Source organism: Cedecea selenatireducens, assembly GCF_042138895.1.
In the GTDB taxonomy this organism is placed as follows: domain Bacteria; phylum Pseudomonadota; class Gammaproteobacteria; order Enterobacterales; family Enterobacteriaceae; genus Cedecea; species Cedecea selenatireducens.
In genome coordinates, this window is the sequence record NZ_JBHIKW010000011.1 from 105001 (window position 1) to 125100 (window position 20100).

Annotated in this window: 19 protein-coding genes and 3 tRNA genes; 12 read left to right on the top strand and 10 right to left on the bottom strand. The window is 53.8% G+C overall.

Annotated elements, in window-relative coordinates; translation table 11 throughout:
• Positions 1–148 precede the first annotated feature (148 nt).
• Both ACE38U_RS17470 and ACE38U_RS17475 read left to right on the top strand, forming a co-directional pair.
• Positions 149–973: a CPBP family intramembrane glutamic endopeptidase gene (locus ACE38U_RS17470; protein WP_375530229.1), complete on the top strand. Its 825-nt coding sequence runs from the start codon at positions 149–151 to the stop codon at positions 971–973.
• Positions 974–1107: 134 nt separating this feature from the next.
• Entirely contained in the window at positions 1108–1620 is a 513-nt protein-coding gene (locus ACE38U_RS17475) for a DUF4823 domain-containing protein (RefSeq protein ID WP_375530230.1), read from the top strand.
• Between the two features lie 78 nt (positions 1621–1698).
• Here the strand turns inward: ACE38U_RS17475 and ACE38U_RS17480 are convergent, their stop codons facing one another.
• Complete coding sequence (locus tag ACE38U_RS17480) at positions 1699–3339, bottom strand: ABC1 kinase family protein (RefSeq protein ID WP_375530231.1); 1641 nt, start codon at positions 3337–3339, stop codon at positions 1699–1701.
• A gap of 385 nt (positions 3340–3724) precedes the next feature.
• Between ACE38U_RS17480 and sufA the strand changes: the two genes are divergently transcribed.
• From sufA to ldtE, 7 genes are all read left to right on the top strand, one after another.
• Entirely contained in the window at positions 3725–4093 is a 369-nt protein-coding gene (gene sufA / locus ACE38U_RS17485) for a Fe-S cluster assembly scaffold SufA (protein ID WP_038473265.1), read from the top strand.
• Positions 4094–4101: 8 nt separating this feature from the next.
• A complete protein-coding gene (gene sufB, locus ACE38U_RS17490; protein WP_154186131.1) occupies positions 4102–5583 on the top strand; it encodes a Fe-S cluster assembly protein SufB in 1482 nt (493 codons plus the stop codon).
• 16 nt (positions 5584–5599) lie between these two features.
• Entirely contained in the window at positions 5600–6346 is a 747-nt protein-coding gene (sufC, locus tag ACE38U_RS17495; RefSeq protein ID WP_038473260.1) for a Fe-S cluster assembly ATPase SufC, read from the top strand.
• Complete coding sequence (gene sufD / locus ACE38U_RS17500) at positions 6321–7601, top strand: Fe-S cluster assembly protein SufD (RefSeq protein WP_038473257.1); 1281 nt, start codon at positions 6321–6323, stop codon at positions 7599–7601. Before sufC ends, sufD begins: the two co-directional genes overlap by 26 nt.
• A complete protein-coding gene (gene sufS / locus ACE38U_RS17505; RefSeq protein WP_375530232.1) occupies positions 7598–8818 on the top strand; it encodes a cysteine desulfurase SufS in 1221 nt (406 codons plus the stop codon). The genes sufD and sufS overlap by 4 nt, the downstream gene beginning before the upstream one ends.
• 11 nt (positions 8819–8829) lie before the next feature.
• Positions 8830–9246, top strand: a complete 417-nt coding sequence (gene sufE, locus ACE38U_RS17510) for a cysteine desulfuration protein SufE (RefSeq protein ID WP_375530233.1) — start codon at positions 8830–8832, stop codon at positions 9244–9246.
• Between the two features lie 109 nt (positions 9247–9355).
• The gene (gene ldtE, locus ACE38U_RS17515) at positions 9356–10354 is read left to right on the top strand and encodes a L,D-transpeptidase LdtE (RefSeq protein ID WP_038473249.1); all 999 of its coding nucleotides are present in this window, start codon (positions 9356–9358) and stop codon (positions 10352–10354) included.
• A 67-nt stretch (positions 10355–10421) separates the two neighbouring features.
• On the opposite strand, the gene ACE38U_RS17520 is transcribed toward ldtE, so the two are convergent.
• The 4 genes from ACE38U_RS17520 to ACE38U_RS17535 all read right to left on the bottom strand — a co-directional run bounded on the left by ACE38U_RS17520 (position 10422) and on the right by ACE38U_RS17535 (position 14013).
• Complete coding sequence (locus ACE38U_RS17520) at positions 10422–10658, bottom strand: major outer membrane lipoprotein (protein ID WP_008456504.1); 237 nt, start codon at positions 10656–10658, stop codon at positions 10422–10424.
• A 308-nt stretch (positions 10659–10966) separates the two neighbouring features.
• Positions 10967–12379: a pyruvate kinase PykF gene (pykF, locus tag ACE38U_RS17525; RefSeq protein ID WP_038473246.1), complete on the bottom strand. Its 1413-nt coding sequence runs from the start codon at positions 12377–12379 to the stop codon at positions 10967–10969.
• A 371-nt stretch (positions 12380–12750) separates the two neighbouring features.
• A tRNA-Val gene (locus tag ACE38U_RS17530) sits at positions 12751–12827 on the bottom strand.
• Between the two features lie 262 nt (positions 12828–13089).
• Positions 13090–14013, bottom strand: coding sequence for a LysR family transcriptional regulator (locus ACE38U_RS17535; protein WP_375530234.1), 924 nt, complete (start codon positions 14011–14013; stop codon positions 13090–13092).
• 72 nt (positions 14014–14085) lie between these two features.
• Between ACE38U_RS17535 and ACE38U_RS17540 the strand changes: the two genes are divergently transcribed.
• On the top strand, positions 14086–15018 hold the full coding sequence (locus ACE38U_RS17540; protein WP_375530235.1) for an alpha/beta hydrolase: 933 nt from the start codon (positions 14086–14088) through the stop codon (positions 15016–15018).
• 64 nt (positions 15019–15082) lie between these two features.
• Positions 15083–15481, top strand: coding sequence for a RidA family protein (locus ACE38U_RS17545; protein ID WP_375530236.1), 399 nt, complete (start codon positions 15083–15085; stop codon positions 15479–15481).
• A gap of 35 nt (positions 15482–15516) precedes the next feature.
• Here the strand turns inward: ACE38U_RS17545 and ACE38U_RS17550 are convergent, their stop codons facing one another.
• The 4 genes from ACE38U_RS17550 to mdtK form a co-directional block, all read right to left on the bottom strand.
• Entirely contained in the window at positions 15517–15657 is a 141-nt protein-coding gene (locus ACE38U_RS17550) for a hypothetical protein (protein WP_096754119.1), read from the bottom strand.
• A gap of 198 nt (positions 15658–15855) precedes the next feature.
• Positions 15856–15932, bottom strand: a tRNA-Val gene (locus ACE38U_RS17555).
• Between the two features lie 16 nt (positions 15933–15948).
• Positions 15949–16025: transfer RNA gene (locus ACE38U_RS17560), tRNA-Val, on the bottom strand.
• 154 nt (positions 16026–16179) lie between these two features.
• A complete protein-coding gene (gene mdtK / locus ACE38U_RS17565; protein WP_038473238.1) occupies positions 16180–17553 on the bottom strand; it encodes an MdtK family multidrug efflux MATE transporter in 1374 nt (457 codons plus the stop codon).
• 237 nt (positions 17554–17790) lie between these two features.
• On the opposite strand from mdtK, the gene ACE38U_RS17570 reads away from it, so the two are divergent.
• On the top strand, positions 17791–18435 hold the full coding sequence (locus ACE38U_RS17570; RefSeq protein WP_038473236.1) for a riboflavin synthase: 645 nt from the start codon (positions 17791–17793) through the stop codon (positions 18433–18435).
• 49 nt (positions 18436–18484) lie between these two features.
• Here the strand turns inward: ACE38U_RS17570 and gmuD are convergent, their stop codons facing one another.
• Positions 18485–19876 carry a 6-phospho-beta-glucosidase GmuD gene (gene gmuD, locus ACE38U_RS17575; protein WP_375530237.1) on the bottom strand — a complete coding sequence of 464 codons (1392 nt, stop codon included), beginning with the start codon at positions 19874–19876 and terminating at the stop codon, positions 18485–18487.
• Positions 19877–20100 lie beyond the last annotated feature (224 nt).

Sequence of the window (20100 nt, forward strand, 5' to 3'; positions counted from 1 at the left end):
GCTGAAATAAGCCCACGCCCGGCCATCAAGGGCGTGGGTTGTCCATTTGTAATTTCTTCATGTGATAATTTTCTTAAAAAACTATATATCCGCAGCTAATTTTGCTACAAAGCCCGCCGCAGGATGTTTATAAATTTAAGGACAAACTATGTGGATATTACTGGCTGCGGCCTTATTGGTTTTGCAATTTAATAAAAAGATTTCTCTCGGCTTATTATTGGCGACGGTGGTGTGGGGGGCCTTTGAGGGCGTACTCGACTGGCGGGCGCTTGTTTCACTCACGGCAATTGCGCTTCTTGCGCTGGCTTATCTGAAAGTAGAAAACAGAAAGCCGGTCAGATATATGCTTGAGTTTTTGCTGGTAGCCGCTGCCGTGGGGATGACAATCCATGCTGTTCCCGGTTTCCATAATCCAAAGGTGCTGGACTCGGTTATTGCCGGGCCGCAAAGCGCACCGTTCTCCATGTATTACAACTTCGATAAGGCACTGGTGCCCTTTATTCTGCTGGTGGTGATGAAATCGCTGTTTGTTAGCGAGCCCAAATATCGGCCTGCGAGGCCCGGTTGGATCCTGCTGGTTGCATTGATCCCCGGCTTGCTGTTGCTGGCGGTGGCGCTGGGTGGATTGAAGATTGAACCGCATTTCCCGCAGTGGCTATTGCCGTTCCTGTTCGCCAATATCTTCTTTGTTTCCCTGGCGGAAGAGGTATTATTCCGGGGTTATCTCCAGCAGCGTTTATCCGGTTTTATGCCTCCGGTTGCCGCACTGATTATTTCAGCCGCAATATTCGGCGGGCTCCATTTCGCCGGTGGGCCGCTGCTGATTATTTTTGCCGCGCTGGCGGGGCTTATTTACGGCCTGGCATGGATGTGGAGTGGGCGACTGTGGGTTGCCGTCGCGTTTCACGTCGGGTTAAATATTACCCATTTATTGCTGTTTACCTATCCGGTGCTGCGGCATACTGTGCATTAATTCGTCGCGGCAATGGCTGGCAAGTCTTCTTGCTTAATCATTGCCGCTATAACACTTATTTTATTGATATACATTTAAGTTAAACATCAACAACGTTGCTACTATCGCCAGCTTTTAAACGATAAGGAATTATAATGAAACGGTTGTTGTTTGTTTTTGCTGTTGTATTACTTGCTGGTTGCTCCGCTAAATACAGTACCAATAATGTTCAAAAGAGCACTGAGCTGTTAGTCAAGGATTTACCCGTCGCGGTAGCAAAACCTACTGATGGGATCTATGAAACCCACAGCTATGCAGGGTCTGGCGAAACCACCGCCACAGTCGTTAAAGCAGCAATTTTGCGCCACTCCGATAGCGTTAGCGTATATTCTGATTGTGAAGATCTGATGTGTTTAAAAGACAAGCATACGCTTAGCCGTGGTTACTATGTGGTTCCACAGATCCTTCATTGGGAAGACAGGGCTACCCAGTGGTCCGGTATTCCAGACAGAATCGAAATCAAAATTTCTGTTTATAATGCTGAGACCAATGCCAGAGTTGCCTCGACCATTATTAGTGGGAAAAGCAAGTGGGCCACATTTGGTGGCGATCACCCTCAGGATCTTTTACCTGTCCCAATTAATGCCTGGATTACAAGCCTGTATTAAATAACCATTGGAAAAATAATGAAGCTCCGTCTTGCGGAGCTATAACTGTTATTCGGTGCTATTCTGCTGGGGCTAAGCTCACCGCCTCAACAATCTGAATATCAACCACACGCTTCCTGCGACGGCGCACAATAAAGCGAGAGCAGGGAACAGTGGAATGCCCAATAGCGTTACCTTCAGGCCAAACAGCCACGGCGTCACCACTATCATCAGGGCGGCTAAAACAAGGGCGAGAGCCAGCGTGGATGCCGCACGTTCAAGCGACTTTCCCAGCTGATTGATATTCTCTACGTTGATATCCGCGTGTAATTTGCCGTGGCGCAGCCTCTGCATGACCAGACGCAAAGTTTGCGGGAGTGCATCTCCACCGTCGAGCAGGCGGTTGCCGAGCCTGAGCAGATGCCTGCGGCTTCCTGCGCGGGCATAGCGTTTCAATATCTCCTTTTTAATCACCGGACGAAGAATGCTGATGATATCGAACTGCGGATCCATTCTCAGCAGCACGCCGTCGGCGGTAATCAGCGCCTTAAAGAGCAAAACCAGATCGGGCGGTAAGGTCAGGCGGAATTCGCGGGCGGTGGAAAGCATATCCGTCAGCGCTTTCCCCAGCTGTAGCCTGAGATTGCCCTGTTTTTGCAGGAAATAACCGGCGGCAAGCTCCAGATCGGTGAGATTGAATGAGTCCTGGTCGCTCCAGACGATAAGCGCGTCGACAATACCGCCGGTGTCTCGCTCGCTAATGGCGTAAATCAGCGACAGCAGCTCATCGCGGCGCTCCTCGCTCAGGTTGCCGACCATCCCGAAGTCAATAAAACCAACCCGGTTACCCTTCAGCGCCATCACGTTACCCGGATGGGGGTCTGCATGGTAAATCCGTAGCTTAAAGAGCATATCGATAAATGCCTTCGCGCCAGTCTGTGCCAGAAGCTGGCCGTCAAACCCTGCAGCGGCAAGCTGGGCGCCGTCGACCGGAGCAATGCCCGGCAAAAATGCCTGCACCATTAACGTGGGGCTGCACCACTCCGGGTAGATCTTCGGAATCACGATATCGTCGGAACCGGCGAAGAATTGATAGAATTTTTCACCGTTGGCCGCTTCATGGCAAAAATCCAGCTCCTGATACAGCGCATTCTCCAGATAACGCACCAGCATCACAGGCTGAAAGCGGGCCAATGCCGGGCTCTGCTGCTCGAGGCTTTCGGCAAGATAACGCAGCAGCCGCAGGTCTGCTTTGAGGGTGGTTTCAATGCCGGGGCGTTGAATTTTAACAATCACCTCATCGCCCGTTCGCAGACGCGCTCTGTGGATTTGCGCCACTGAACCGCTGGCGAGCGGAGTTTCATCGAATGAGGCAAAAACGTCGGCAGGCGCAGCGCCAAGCGTCGCGATGACCTGAGGTTCAAGCTGTGACCACGGAAGTGGATTGGCGCTGGAATTCAGCTGGCTCAACGCTTCAGTCCATGCCGGATCCAGCAGATCGCTGCGTGTAGAAAGAATTTGCCCGAGCTTCACGAACGTCGGACCCAATTCTTCGAGCGCGGCGCAAAGGCGTTGCGGCATTGGCAATGCATCATGGGCATTGCTGCCGCGGATTTTGTTATGCAGCGAGGATAACCCCAGCAGTTTTACGATGTCCTGCAAGCCATAGCGGATAAGAACGCCGGTGATTTCCTGCAGCCTCACGCGATCGCGGGCGGTGACCATTATCATTTTCAGCATCTGGCTAAACTCCCTTTTTCCTTATCAGGAGGATAGCTGATAAATCGAGGTCGGGGATTTTGCCGCTGGCAGTCTGAAAATTACTGGTACTTTGTTGGTGCGATTCTCATTCAGTGCGTTTCCAATCACATAAATAGTTATTTTCGATACATCTTTTCCCTTGTCGGCTTCAGGCGCTTTTCTTCTTTGATATTTCCTTTTACACCAGTGGTTTAAACAGCTCTTTTCGCCATCTGCAAGAGTTTGCCGACGGTCTATCCTTAGTAAAGACGCGCAAAAAACCAGCGTTTCGCGAATACCCCTGTTTTCATAACGTTGTATTGATAATTGTTATCATTAACATAAGGGTATCGGCCTTCGGGCGCAGAGAATGATGAGGTGAAGAATGGATGTGCAAACCGGTTCCTTTGATCCCAACGATTTTGCCTGGCAGGGGCTGACCCTGACTCCGGCCGCCAGCGCGCATATTCGCGACCTGGCTGCAAAACAACCCGAGCTACAGGGCATACGCCTGAGCATCAAACAGACGGGCTGCGCAGGTTTTGGCTACGTACTGGACACGGTCACCGAGCCAAAGCCGGACGACCTGGTTTATGAGTTCGACGGCGCGCGCCTGTGGGTGCCGCTCTCCGCCATGCCTTTTATTGACGGCACCGAAGTGGATTACGTGCGCGAAGGCCTGAATCAGATCTTTAAATTTAATAACCCGAAAGCGCAGCACGAGTGCGGCTGCGGCGAAAGCTTTGGGGTATAGGCGGTACTATGTCTCGTAATACTGAAGCAACTGACGATGTCAAAACCTGGACCGGAAACCTCAATTATAAAGAGGGCTTTTTCACCCAGCTGCAAACCGAGCAGCTGGCGAAGGGCATAAACGAAGAGGTGGTTCGGGCAATTTCTGCCCGTCGTAACGAGCCGGACTGGATGCTGGAGTTTCGCCTGAACGCGTTCCATGCGTGGCTGAAAATGGAAGAGCCGCACTGGCTGAAGGCCAATTACGACAAGCTTAACTATCAGGATTACAGCTACTACTCCGCGCCGTCCTGCGGCAGCTGTGACGATACCTGTGCCTCGCAGCCTGGCGCGGTTCAGCAGCCGCCTAATGCCTTCCTGACTAACGAAGTGGAAGAGGCGTTTAAACAACTGGGCGTCCCGGTGCGGGAAGGCAGTGAAGTGGCCGTCGACGCCATTTTTGACTCCGTTTCCGTGGCGACGACCTACCGCGAAAAACTCTCCGGGCAGGGGATTATCTTCTGCTCCTTCGGCGAGGCCATTCACGATTACCCGGAGCTGGTGAAAAAATATCTGGGTACCGTGGTGCCGTCAAACGACAACTTCTTCGCCGCGCTTAACGCCGCAGTCGCTTCCGACGGCACCTTTATCTACATCCCGAAAGGCGTGCGCTGCCCGATGGAACTGTCCACCTACTTCCGCATTAACGCGGAAAAAACCGGCCAGTTCGAACGCACGATTTTAGTGGCAGATGAAGGCAGCTACGTGAGCTACATCGAAGGCTGTTCCGCGCCGGTTCGTGACAGCTATCAGCTGCACGCCGCGGTGGTGGAAGTCATTATTCACCGCGATGCCGAAGTGAAGTACTCCACGGTGCAAAACTGGTTCCCGGGCGATAACAACACCGGCGGCATCCTGAACTTCGTCACCAAGCGCGCCCTGTGCGAAGGTGAGAATAGCAAGATGTCCTGGACGCAGTCGGAAACCGGCTCCGCCATCACCTGGAAATACCCGAGCGTGATCCTGCGTGGCGACAACTCCATCGGCGAGTTCTTCTCCGTGGCGCTGACCTCCGGCCATCAGCAGGCGGATACCGGCACCAAAATGATCCACATCGGCAAGAACACCAAATCGACGATCATTTCGAAAGGGATCTCCGCCGGTCGTAGCCAGAACAGCTACCGTGGCCTGGTGAAAATTATGCCGACGGCCACCAACGCCCGTAACTTCACCCAGTGCGACTCAATGTTGATCGGGCCGGACAGCGGGGCGCATACCTTCCCGTACGTGGAGTGTCGGAACAACACGGCGCAGCTGGAGCACGAAGCTACCACGTCACGCATTGGTGAAGATCAGCTGTTCTACTGCCTGCAGCGCGGGATCAGCGAAGATGACGCCATCTCAATGATCGTCAACGGGTTCTGCAAAGACGTGTTCTCAGAGTTACCGCTCGAATTCGCGGTGGAAGCACAAAAATTATTAGCCATCAGCCTCGAACACAGCGTCGGTTAAGGATTAAGGGAAAACTATGTTAAGCATTAAAGATTTACAGGTCAGCGTTGAGGACAAAGAGATCCTGCGCGGCTTAAACCTCGAAGTGAAGCCGGGCGAAGTCCACGCCATCATGGGGCCGAACGGCTCCGGCAAAAGTACCCTGTCCGCCACGCTTGCCGGGCGTGAAGACTACGAGGTGACCGGCGGCTCGGTTCAGTTCAAGGGCAAAGATTTGCTGGAGCTGTCGCCGGAAGACCGTTCCGGTGAAGGCATCTTTATGGCCTTCCAGTATCCGGTGGAAATTCCCGGCGTCAGCAACCAGTTCTTCCTGCAAACCGCTCTGAATGCGGTGCGTGAATACCGTGGCCTGGAGTCGCTGGACCGCTTCGACTTCCAGGATTTGATGGAAGAGAAAATCAAGCTGCTGCAAATGCCGGAAGATTTGCTCACCCGCTCGGTGAACGTCGGCTTCTCCGGCGGGGAGAAGAAGCGTAACGATATTCTGCAGATGGCGGTGCTGGAGCCGGAGCTGTGCATTCTCGATGAAACCGACTCCGGGCTGGACATCGATGCCCTGAAGATTGTCGCCGAGGGCGTTAACTCGCTGCGCGACGGCAAACGCTCATTTATCGTGGTCACCCACTACCAGCGCATTCTGGACTACATCAAGCCTGACTTTGTTCACGTGCTGTATCAGGGGCGCATCGTTAAATCTGGCGATTTCAGCCTGGTGAAACAACTGGAGGAGCAGGGTTATGGCTGGCTTACCGAACAGCAGTAACGGCAACGCCCTCCAGCAGTGGCATCATCTGTTTGAGGCACAGGGGACCGGGCGCTCGCAGGTAGCCCAGCAGCATATGCAGCAGCTGCTGCGTCTGGGGCTGCCGACGCGCAAGCATGAAAACTGGAAATACACGCCGCTCGACGGCCTGCTGAACAACCAGTTTGTGCTCGCGCCACAGTCGCCATTGAGCGCGCAGCAGCGTGATGACCTGGCTTTGCCTGTAGATGCGCTGCGGCTGGTGTTTGTTGACGGGCATTTCAGCGCTGAGCTGAGCGATAACGCGGCAGACAGCGGCTTTGCGATTAGCATCGACGATGACAGGCAAACGCTGCCGGCGCCGGTACAGGGTGAAGTTTTCCTGCATCTTACGGAAAGCCTGGCGGAGACGGTGACGCATATCCGCGTGGCGCGTAACACCCAACCTGCTAAAACGCTGCTGCTGATGCACGTTACTCGCGGTAGCGCAGGGCAGGAGATGGCGACGGCGCATTATCGTCACCATCTGGTGCTTGAGCAGGGGGCTCAGGCCACGGTGATAGAGCACTTTGTCAGCCTTGACGATGCGGCACATTTTACCGGCTCGCGATTTACCGTCGAAGTGGCCGCCAACGCGCAGCTCAACCACTATAAGCTGGCGTTTGAAAATGCGGCCAGCTACCACTTTGCCCACAACGATCTGCTGATTGAGCAGGACTCGACGGTTCACAGTAACAGCTTCTTGTTGGGGGCGGCGGTACTGCGGCACAACACCAGCACGCAGCTTAACGGCGAGAACAACCAGCTGCACATCAACAGCCTTGCGCTGCCGGTGAATAACGAAGTGTGCGATACCCGAACCTGGCTTGAGCACAACAAGGGTTATTGCAACAGCCGTCAGCTGCATAAAACTATCGTGCGTGATAAAGGCCGCGCGGTGTTTAACGGCATGATCAAAGTGGCCCAGCACGCGATTAAAACCGACGGACAGATGACCAACAACAACCTGCTGCTTGGCCGTCTTGCGGAAGTGGACACCAAGCCGCAGCTGGAAATCTACGCCGATGACGTGAAGTGCAGCCACGGTGCGACCATTGGGCGTATTGACGACGAGCAGATGTTCTACCTGCGCTCGCGCGGTATTAGCGAACGGGCCGCGCAGCAGATGATTATCTTCGCCTTTGCCGCAGAGCTTACCGAAAGTATTCGCGACGAGGCCTTAAAACAGCAGGTGCTGGCGCGTATCGCCCGGCGCTTTGCAGGGGGCAAGGCATGAGTTTTTCAATTGAGCAGGTCAGGGCGGATTTCCCTATCCTGAGCCGCGAGGTCAACGGGCAGCCGCTGGCCTACCTCGACAGCGCTGCCAGCGCGCAGAAACCACAGGCGGTGATTGACGCCGAGCTTGAGTTTTACCGCAACGGCTACGCTGCGGTGCATCGCGGCATTCACACGCTGAGTGCAGAAGCTACCACGCTGATGGAAAACGTGCGTAGCCAGACGGCACGGTTCATCAACGCCGCTAAACCGGAAGAAATTGTCTTTGTCCGTGGCACCACAGAGGGGATAAACCTCGTGGCCAACAGCTGGGGCAACGCCAACGTGCAGGCCGGGGATAACATCATCATTAGCGCCATGGAGCATCACGCTAACATCGTGCCGTGGCAGATGCTGTGTGAACGTACCGGCGCGGATCTGCGTATTATCCCGCTGAACCAGGACGGTACGCTGCAGCTTGAGGTTTTCCCGACGCTTATCGACGAGCGCACAAAGTTATTGGCCATTACGCACGTTTCTAACGTGCTTGGCACCGAGAATCCGGTCAAAGAGATGATAGCCACGGCTCATCAGGCTGGCGTCAAAGTGCTGGTGGACGGCGCGCAGGCCGTAATGCACCACGTGACCGACGTGGCGGCGCTGGACTGTGATTTTTATCTCTTCTCCGGGCACAAAATTTATGGGCCGACCGGCATCGGCGTGCTCTATGTCAGGGAGAGCATTCTGCAGGATATGCCGCCGTGGGAAGGCGGGGGTTCGATGATTGCCACGGTCAGCCTGACCGAAGGCACAACCTACGCCGCAGCGCCGTGGCGCTTTGAAGCGGGTACGCCAAACACGGCCGGTATCATCGGGCTGGGTGCCGCGCTGAGCTACGTTGAGGGGCTCGGTATGGAGGCGATTGGCGAGTATGAGCGCTCGTTAATGCGCTACGCTCAAAACGCGCTCAAGGCCGTTCCTGACCTGGTCGTTTATGGCCCTGACGAACGCCGTGGCGTGCTCGCATTCAATCTCGGTAAACACCATGCCTATGACGTCGGCAGCTTTCTCGACAACTACGGCATTGCGGTGCGTACCGGTCACCATTGCGCGATGCCGCTGATGGCGTTTTACAACGTGCCTGCCATGTGCCGTGCCGCTTTTGCCATGTACAATACCGAGCAAGAAGTGGATCGCCTGGTCGCTGGCCTGCAGCGTATCCACAGCCTGTTAGGATAACGGAGACGGTCATGGCCACGCTGCCGGATAAAGAAAAACTGCTAAAAAACTTCAGCCGCTGTGCGAACTGGGAAGAGAAGTATCTCTACATTATTGAACTGGGTAGCCGCCTGCCGGAACTGGCGGTGGACCAGCACAAGCCGGAGAACATTATTCAGGGCTGCCAGAGTCAGGTGTGGATAGTCATGCACCAGCAGCCTGACGGGGTAATTACGCTGGAAGGTGACAGCGATGCCGCTATTGTTAAGGGGCTTATCGCTATCGTGTTTATTCTCTATCAGCAGATGACGCCGCAGGATATCGTGGCCTTTGACGTGCGACCGTGGTTTGAAAAAATGGCGCTCGCTCAGCACCTGACGCCGTCCCGCTCCCAGGGGCTGGAAGCGATGATTCGCTCAATTCGCAACAAAGCCTCCACTCTCAGCTAAGTTTAGCTAAACTTAATCATACCTATGGTCCTGTTTTGCGAGGTGGTTTTCCGCCTCGCTTGTTTTCAGCCTGCTGGCGCCCGCCAGCGCGACTACAGGAATAAAAAGTATGAAATACGCGTCTTTACTCACACTGGCCATCATCGGCGCGCTTAGCGCCATTCAACCCGCTTTAGCCCTTGATTATCCCTTACCGCCAGAAGGCAGCCGCCTGATTGGTCAAAACCAGACTTATACCGTCCAGGAAGGCGATCGTAACCTGCAGGCCATTGCCCGGCGTTTTGACACCGGCGCGATGCTGCTGCTTGAGGCGAATAACACCATCGCGCCGGTGCCCAGGTCCGGCACGGTGCTGACCATTCCCAGTCAGCTTCTGTTGCCCGATGTCCCGCGTGAAGGCATCGTGGTGAATCTGGCCGAACTGCGACTCTATTACTTCCCGCCGGGCCAGAATATCGTGCAGGTTTACCCGATTGGCATCGGCCTGCAGGGGCTGGAAACGCCGCTGATGACCACGAAAATCGGGCAAAAAATCCCTAATCCAACCTGGACCCCGACGGCGGGTATTCGCCAACGTTCGCTGGAGAGAGGGATCAAGCTGCCGCCTGTCGTGCCCGCGGGGCCAAATAACCCGCTGGGGCGTTTTGCCATGCGTCTGGCATATGGTAACGGGGAATATCTGATCCACGGCACCAGTGCCCCGGACAGCGTTGGGCTGCGCGTGAGTTCAGGGTGCATCAGGATGAACGCGCCTGATATTAAGGCGCTGTTCGAGCAGGCAAGAACGGGGACGCCGGTACGGGTGATTAACGATCCGGTTAAATTCTCCGTTGAGCCAAACGGCGTGCGCTATGTCGAAGTGCATCGGCCGCTTTCCCATGATGAGCAGCAGAATACCCAAACCATGCCTTACGTGCTGCCGGCTGGCTTTAGCGAATTCCGTGGCGGTGACGGCGTGGATAAACCTTTAGTGGAGAAGGCGCTGTACAGGCGTGCAGGCTATCCGGTGGTTGTGTCAGCCGGGCAAACGCCTGCGGCGGCGACAGCCGTGCAGTCGGCTAAGAATGGGGTGGTGAATGCGGAAGAGGCGACGAGCGCCACGCAGTAGCGATAAGCGGTAAAACGACAGGCAAAAAAAATGGCGCACATTGTGCGCCATTTTATACCAGTGACTCTTACTTACGGTAAGAGTGAGCCTGGTTGTCCAGACGCTGGTTAGCGCGAGCTGCGTCGTCTTTAGCAGCCTGAACGTCAGAACGCACTGCGTTCACGTCGTTGCTCAGCTGATCAACTTTAGCGTTCAGAGTCTGAACGTCAGAAGACAGTTGATCGATTTTAGCGTTAGAAGAACAACCTGCCAGCATAGTAGAAGCCAGGATTACCGCGCCCAGTACCAGTTTAGTACGATTCATTATTAATACCCTCTAGATTGAGTTAATCTCCATGTAGCGTTACAAGTATTACACAAACTTTTTTGTGATGAGAATAAATTTTTGTTGGGAATACCCTTAAATTTGATCGTTCGCTCAAAGAAGCACCGAACCGAGCCGGAAAGTTAAAAAAAACAGAGAAAACAGGGGAGTTTCATCGGATTCATCTTAATAAAAAGCAGGCTTAAATAGTAAAATTCGATTTGCTTTTTTATTAAGATCTGTTTGCTGCGGATATAAAAAAAGCGCCCGAAGGCGCTTTTTGGCAATTAAACTTGTTAACAAGTCAATTACAGAACATGTACCGACGCGGTGTTGGTGGTGCCGCTTGGGACCAGTGCGCCAGAAACCATCACCACGATGTCGCCTTTGCGAGCCAGGCCGCTTTCCAGCGCCACTTCTTTACCCATACGATAGAAGTCGTCGGTAGAGGCAATTTCTTTCACCATCTGCGTCACAACGCCTTTGCTCAGCACCAGCTGACGCGCGGTCACTTCGTTGGTGGTCAGCGCCAGGATGGTCGCGTTAGGGAAGTATTTACGCACGGCCTTCGCGGATTTACCGCCCTGGGTGGCAACCACGATCAGCGGCGCTTCCAGCTTCTCTGCGGTTTCAACAGCGCCACGGCAAACGGCTTCGGTGATGCGCAGTTTACGGCTGTCGTTGTTGTTGTCCAGACGGCTGCTCATCACGCGGTCGGTACGTTCGCAGATGGTTGCCATGATGGTCACAGCTTCCAGCGGGTATTTACCTTTTGCAGACTCACCGGACAGCATAACTGCGTCGGTGCCGTCGATGATGGCGTTAGCAACGTCACCGGCTTCCGCACGGGTAGGGCGTGGGTTTTTGATCATAGAGTCGAGCATCTGGGTCGCGGTGATAACCACTTTACGTGCACGAACACATTTCTCGATCATCATCTTCTGCGCGAAGATAACTTCTTCAACCGGGATTTCAACGCCCAAGTCGCCACGAGCAACCATGATGCCGTCAGACGCTTCGAGGATTTCGTCGAAGTTGTTCAGGCCTTCCTGGTTTTCAATTTTGGAGATGATCTGGATCTTCTCGCCGCCGTGAGCCTTCAGGTGCTCACGAATTTCAACCACGTCAGAACGCTTACGGATGAAGGAAGCAGCCACGAAGTCAACGCCCTGCTCGCAGCCGAAGATCAGGTCTTGTTTGTCTTTTTCAGCCAGCGCTGGCAGCGCGATGGACACGCCCGGCAGGTTAACGCCTTTGTTCTCGCCCAGGTCGCCGTTGTTCAGCACTTTACAGATAACTTTGTTACCTTCGATGGCGGTAACTTCCATGCCAATCAGGCCATCATCGACCAGTACGGTGTTGCCAACGGACAGATCGTTGGTGAAACCTTCGTAGGTTACCGCAACGATTTCGCTGTTACCGACTACGGATTTGTCGGTGGTGAAAGTAAAGGTTTGACCGGCTTTCAGCGCAACGTCGTTACCGCCTTCCAGCTTGATGGTACGGATTTCTGGGCCTTTGGTATCCAGCAGGATAGCGGCTTTTTTACCGGTTTTAGCGACTACATTGCGCAGGTTTTTGATGCGCTGACCGTGTTCTTCATAGTCACCGTGGGAGAAGTTCAGACGCATTACGTTCATGCCCGCGTCGAGCATTTTGGTCAGCATCTCTTCAGATTCGGTTTTTGGACCGATGGTGCAAACGATTTTAGTCTTTTTCATGACAGTCTTATCTATAAGTTGAGGAGGATTGTTAAAACTCGGTTCCGGAAGACAGGGCTGCCGGAGCTTAAAAGAATACTGTGGTGTTGAACGTGGCACCTGGTAAGGATAGGTGACAGAAATAAAGCGTGCAGAGGAAAGTGTGCTTGTGGTTCAGCCGGGGAAAGCGTCAGACAATGTTGTTGTATAAAAAAGGAGTCCAATGAGCTGAAACCATTCAAGTTAAGAACGCGCGTAGTATAGATAAAGTTGAGTGGAAAAGGAACCAAAACCGCTGATTCAGCGACGGAGTGCACAGTTTTACAGCGAGTTGTTATCGGGGCGTTGCAAGATGTTTGTGGGGTTTCGGAAGTAATGAAAAGAAAAAGAAATGGTGCGTTCAATTGGACTCGAACCAACGACCCCCACCATGTCAAGGTGGTGCTCTAACCAACTGAGCTATGAACGCACTGGGTATGACTGATAAAAAAGTAAGTCATTGAGTTTGTTACTTTTTTAACTTCCACAGCGGGAAGTGACATTATTATGACTGGCGATTTGGGCGTTGACAAGCCCTGTTTTTGCCGTCTGATGAATGTTTGAGCTTTTTAGTTATTGTTCTGGCTGGCTTTATTCGCGCCGCGGCCGCCAAAACGTGTATCAGGCAAACGCGGGGGACAATCTCATGAGGACCATTATGGGCGCCGCATTTTCTGTCTGTCAGCGTGTGGCTAAATTGACAGATGCTCCACCAGGCTGTCGATAAACAGCCTGACTTTGGCCGGCAGATGTTTTCGATTAGGGTACACCACGTTCATGCTCAGAGGCGCGCCGCCTGATTCAGGCAGCACAGGCACCAGCGTGCCCTCTGCGACATACCGGGCCACCAGAAAAGCAGGCAGAAAAGCGATGCCTAAGCCTGCAACAGCGGCGGCGCAAATAGCTTCTCCACTGTCGAAGCGGATCCTGCTGTGCCCTTCAACCACCACGTTTTCATTGCCGGCCGTGAACAGCGTCCAGTCTGCCGTTTGCGGGCTCAGGCCGTAAATCAGGCGCTGGTGCAGGCGAAGATCTTCCGGCACGCCCGGCACGCCAGAGTTGGCCAGATAGTCCGGAGAGGCAAAAAGATGAGGGCGAATGCGCTGCACGGTTCGTGCAATAAGCTGCGAATCTTTCGGCAAATTGCCCAGTCGTAGGCTGAGATCGAACCCCTCTGCGACGAGGTCCACCACGCGGTCGGTGAAGTTGACTTCAATATCCAGCCGGGGCCACGTCGCCAGGATGTGTTTCAGAAAGGGCAGTAGCACAACTTTGCCCCACGTTTCCGGGACGCTGAGCCGAAGCACTCCGCTGGGGCTGGAAAAATTCTGCCGGATGCTGGCTTCTGCTTCTTCAATATCCTGCAAAATCTGCGCACAGCGCTCATAAAAACCGTAGCCATCGCGGGTCAGAGCGACGCTTCGCGTTGTGCGGTTAAATAGTCGTGTTTCCAGCTGTGCTTCGAGGCGTGCAATCGCTTTACCCGCCGCGGAACGGGTTAATCCCAGCGCTTTTCCTCCGGCGACAAAGCTCCCGCTTTCCGCGATGGCCACGAAAACACGCAGGCTGCCGAGATCGAGTTCTGAATGGTTTTTAGCGCCTGAGCGGATCGGCATTGGTGAACCCTTTTCGTCAAATCATTGAGCATAATCTTTTTTGTTTAATCACAGTAGACAATGGAGAAATAAATGCTTCCTGATAACGCCCAGGCAACCCTTAAGGGCTGGATAAAAGCCGCCGGGCCGGTTGTGAAGAAGGTGTATGGCCAGTCTGATGCCGACTGGAAAGAGGTTCGGGCTGAGTATGTGAAACAGCTTGATAAATTGTTCCCTGCCGTGGAGGGTGCAACCTTTGCTCACGTCAGCCTGGGCGGCGTTGGGACAATGTTGGTCACGCCTGCGGAGGTCATTGATGGCCGGGTGATGCTTTACATTCATGGCGGTGGCTACGTTCACGGTGGGGTAGAAGCCTATCGGGGATTAACCGGACGTTATGCTTGCGGCCTGAAGGCTAAAGTGTTTGCGGTTGATTATCGTCAGGCGCCTGAGTTTCCTTTCCCGACGCCAATTGATGACGTATTTCAGGCCTACCGAACCTTGCTTGAGCAGGGTATAAATCCGCGCTCGCTGACTATCTCGGGGGATTCTGCCGGTGGCGCGATGGTTGTCACGCTGATGCGTAAAGTGCGCGATGCGGGCCTTGCATTACCCGCCGCCGCCGTGGCGATTTCGCCGTGGGCTAACTTAACGCATAGCGGCGCATCTGCAACGGTTCGGGATGGGCTGGATCCTTTATGCAGCGTAGCTTTCCTGAACCAACTGGCCCGAAGTTTTCTTGCCGGAGAGCTGCCCACACATCCGGACGCCTCTCCGGTTTTTGCCGATGTACAAGGACTTTCTCCCACGCTGATACAGGTTGGTGAAAACGAGGTGATGCTGAGCGACGCCATTCGCCTTGCGTCCCACATGAGCGAAAGCCGGGTTCGCACCACGCTGGAAGTTTGGCCGGAAATGTTTCACGTCTGGCATTTGTTTGCCGGGATATTGCCGGAGGCAGACCAGGCGCTGAGAAACGCGATAAGATTCCTGGAAGATGCGCTAAACCCGGGCAATATCGGGTGAGATAAAAATGATTCATCTGCGGGCGTGCGGATTGCGCGCCTTTGAATAAAGGGGAGAGAAAGTCGTGTCAGACAGAGAAATTATTATGCCACCGTCCATGCAAGTGCTTGCTGAGCGGGCGGGTTATGCGCCCGCGGTGGTGGTAGGCAACACGGTTTATTGCGCGGGTCAGGTGGGGCGCTCGCCTGATTTACAGGTAATCGCTGACCCAAGGGCGCAATTTATGGCCTGTTGGGAAAACCTGCGTCTGGTCCTGCAGGCAGCGGGCTGCAGCTTTGAGGATGTCGTGGAGATGACGACTTACCACGTAGACATGAAGGAACATATGGATGTTTTCCGGGAGGTGAAAGATGCCCTATTCCCGAGAGGGCACTGTGCCTGGACTTGCGTCGGGGTGTCCGAACTGGCTCGCCCGGGGCTGCTGGTAGAAGTGAAATGTATTGCTGTGAGAAGATTGGCGTAACATAAAAAAACCGGCTGAGTAAGCCGGTCTTTTTATCAGATTTTGCAGGCGTCGCCGCAGTCGTCATCGGCCACTACGGCCTGAGCTTTTTTGTCTGCGTCTTCCTGGCGCTCGGCGTTGCGCGCTTCGGCTTCATCTAATCCGGAAAAAACCAGATTATCGAGATCGATTTCCATAGGTCACCTGTCATGGTTTAGTGAATAACTCGCTTTATGATATGCAACCTTTCGGGCTTTCGCATCCCAAAACACCGCCGGACGCTCAAAACGCTAAAATTGAGGTTTTCATGCGCTACGGCTTGCGTGTAAAAATGAAATTTGGAGTTTATCAGGTTGAAGAAAAGCGAATACAGAAGGGAACTGCTTTAGCAAATATGGTGCGTCCGAGTGGACTCGAACCACCGACCCCCACCATGTCAAGGTGGTGCTCTAACCAACTGAGCTACGGACGCACTGAATATCTGAAAATGGTGCGTTCAATTGGACTCGAACCAACGACCCCCACCATGTCAAGGTGGTGCTCTAACCAACTGAGCTATGAACGCATTGTTGTCTTGGCGACAGCGGGGACGAATATTAGCGATACACCTCGGGGCTTGCAAGGGGAAACTCGCAATTTTATTCCAGATTTCACGCAATTGCCGAGCATCTGCGCAGAGTGTTGAGAAAGTAGCCGCTGACGCGGCTACATCTGTTTAATTAACGTGCAGCACGCTGCAGGATAGTGACGGAAGGCTGACGTTGCAGCCAGCGCATGCGCAGCATCATCAGAATAGCGGCGGAGGTCAGGCCGACAATAAAGCCAATCCAGAACCCTGCTGGCCCCATCGGTTCAACCACCCAGTCGGTAAGCGCCAGCACATAGCCGCTCGGCAGGCCGAGCACCCAATAGGCGATAAAGGTGATAAAGAAGATCGAACGCGTATCTTTATAGCCGCGCAGCACGCCGCTGCCGATAACCTGAATCGAGTCGGAGATTTGGTAAATCGCCGCCAGCAGCATCAGGTGCGCAGCCAGCGCCACAACCGCCGGGTTGTCGTTATAAAGCAGTGCGATGTGCTCGCGGAAGGTGACGGTAAACAGCGCCGTACACATCGCCAGGCAAATCGCCACGCCAACGCCGGTGCGTGCGGCGACCTGCGCGTCCAGGGTTGAGCCCTGGCCAAGGCGGAAGCCAACCCGGATGGTCACCGCTGCGCCTAATGAAAGCGGTAACACAAACATCAGCGAGCTAAAGTTAAGCGCAATCTGGTGGCCGGCAACGTCGGTAATGCCTAGCGGAGAAACAAGCAGGGCGACGACGGCGAACAGCGTCACTTCGAAGAATAACGCCAGTGCAATCGGCAGCCCAAGCTGGCTTAAACGTTTAAGCACCGCCCAGTCCGGTTTACTGAAATCGTCCGGGTTTTTAATGTCGCGCATCGAGCGGGCTTTCTTGATATAGGAAAGCATGCTGAAGAACATCACCCAGTAAACCGCCGCCGTTGCCACACCGCAGCCCACGCCGCCCAATTCCGGCATGCCGAAATGGCCGTAAATAAAGATATAGTTAACCGGAATGTTCACCAGCAGGCCAATAAAGCCCATCACCATGCCAGGCTTGGTTTTTGCCAGGCCTTCGCACTGGTTACGTCCTACCTGGAAGAACAGATAACCCGGTGCCCCCCAAAGCAGCGCGCGCAGGTAACGTACGGCTTTATCCGCCAGTTCCGGATCGATGTTGTGCATGGCATGAATGATATAGCCCGCGTTCCAGAGCACCACCATCACCAGTACGGAGACCATGCCGGCCAGCCAGAATCCCTGGCGAACCTGGTGCGCAATGCGCTCGCGTCGGCCCGAGCCGTTAAGTTGCGCCACGGTTGGCGTTAAGGCCAATAGCAGCCCGTGGCCAAAGAGAATTGCGGGCAGCCAGATAGAGGTGCCGATGGCAACGGCCGCCATGTCGGTAGCGCTGTAGCCACCGGCCATGACGGTATCGACGAATCCCATTGCGGTTTGAGCGACCTGCGCGATGATGACAGGTATCGCCAGGGCAAGGAGCTGGCGAGCTTCGGTGAGGTACTTCTGCATGTTTACACCTGATTATTTTTATATGTATTAGAGACTAAAAAAGCCGCCAAAACAGGCAGCAAGAAGATGAACAGGGGAGATAGCCAGTCTATTGTAGCGAGAGTTTATTTATACGCCAGTCAAAAATATAGCGTGAGCACGAGGAGCGCTGGCAAGCTTATTTTCCAACTGCTAAAGTGCGAAAATGTCTGTTAAAGGCGGTAGCGTTACCGCATGTGATTTACCAGGAGTTTTTAGATGTTTACAGGTATTGTGCAGGGCACGGCTACCCTGGTTTCCATCGATGAGAAACCGAATTTCCGCACCCACGTTATTGATATGCCAACTGAAATGCTGCCAGACCTTGAAACCGGTGCTTCGGTAGCGCACAACGGCTGCTGCCTGACGGTGACCGAAATTAACGGGAATCACGTCAGCTTTGACCTGATGAAAGAGACGCTGCGTATTACCAACCTCGGTGAGTTAAACGTGGGCGACAGCGTTAACGTAGAGCGTGCGGCCAAATTTAACGATGAAATCGGCGGCCATTTAATGTCGGGCCATATTATGACCACGGCAGAAATTTCTAAAATTCTGACCTCAGAAAATAACCGCCAAATCTGGTTTAAGATTCAGGATAAAGCCCTGATGAAATACATCCTTTATAAAGGATACGTGGGCATCGACGGTATTAGCCTGACGGTGGGCGAGGTGACCGCAACGCGTTTTTGTGTACACCTGATCCCAGAAACGCTGGAGCGTACTACTCTCGGCGCTAAAAAGCTGGGGCAACGCGTGAACATTGAAATCGACCCGCAGACCCAGGCGATTGTCGACACCGTTGAGCGCGTGTTGGCCAGCCGCGAGGCGGCGCTGGTGGCGGCAATTCCTGCCGGCGAATAAACGTTTCAAGCCATAACAAAACGGGGCCATTTGGCCCCGTTTTTGTTTGTTAGTCCTGCTCGTTAAACCCGTTTTCTGCGGCGGTTTTCATAAACCATTCGCCGCTTTTCTTGATGGTACGCTGCTGGGTATTGAGATCCAGCGAGACAAATCCATAGCGGTTTTTGTAGGCGTTGCACCAGGACCAGTTATCAATAAAGGTCCACATATGGTAGCCAAGACAGTTGCTGCCCTCGCTGATGCCTTTATGCAGCCACTTCAGATGGTCGCGGACGAAATCGATGCGGTAATCATCGTCTATCTGCCCGGCCTTGATAAAGCGCTGCTCGTTTTCCACGCCCATGCCATTTTCTGAAATATAGCAGGCCGGGTTGCCGTAGTTTTCGCGCAGATTGGTCAGGATATCGTAGATCCCACGCTCGTAAATCTCCCAGCCGCGATAAGGGTTCATTTTGCGCCCAGGCATCTCATAGGACTCAAAGAACCACTCCGGCATAAACGGACTCTCCGGGTTAACCAGCGTGTCGCGGCATTTAATGCGGCGCGGCTGGTAGTAGTTAATGCCGAGCAGGTCTACGACGCCTGCGGCAAGCAGGGCATTATCTTCCGGCTGGCAGGCCGGCAGCTTATTGTGCTCTTTCAGGAAGGCAATAAGCTCTGCTGGGTATTCGCCACGCAGCGCCGGGTCGAGGAAGCTGCGGTTGAACATCAGGTCAGCCAGGTTTGCCGCCTTCACGTCTGCAGGGTTCTGCGAGCGCGGGTAAGAAGGCGTTAAGTTAAGAATGATGCCAATCTGACCGTCGTCATTACGCGCGTGGTAAGCCTTAACCGCTTTCGCATGGGCAATCATGGTGTGGTAGGCCACGGTTACCGCGCGGTTGAAATCCACCACGTTAGGATAGTGGTAGTCATAGAGGTAGCCGCATTCAACCGGCACAACCGGCTCATTAAAGGTAAACCAGTGCTTCACTCGGTCGCCGAACAGTTCAAAGCAGGTATTGGCGTAGGCGGCATAAGCGTCAACCACTTCACGGCTTTCCCAGCCACCTTTTTCCTGCATCACCATTGGCATATCAAAATGGTACAGGTTAATAAACGGCTTAATGCCCTGGGCTAGCAGCTCGTCTATCACCTTATTGTAGAACTCCACCGCCAGCGGGTTGACTTCGCCGGTGCCGTCCGGGATCAGGCGAGCCCAGGAAATCGAGGTGCGGAAGGTATTATGGTTGAGCTTTTTCAGCAGGGCGATGTCCTGCTTCCAGCGCTGATAGAACGTGGAGGTATTTTGCGGCCCGACGCCGTGGTGGAAACGGTTCGGCTGCTCGGCGAACCATCGATCCCAGATGGTTTCAGACTTGCCAAAATTCAGCGCTTCACCTTCGGTTTGTGGGCCGGAAGCGGCGCTGCCCCACCAGAAATGCTCAGGAAATGCGTATTTCATCGTTATCCTCACGGTCAGGCCTGTCATCTCCGACAGGCAATCATTTATTCGGTCAATGTCGTGATTGTCTGTGATTGATGAAACCGGTTTCTATGGCAGGAAACGATATCTGTTAAGCAGATCAAGCCGCCACGCTCAGACAGGCCTAAACCTGTGAGGCTAATCACATTGGTGCGCAAGGAGAGACAATTGAAAATGAAAAAACCCGGCAAACGCCGGGCTGG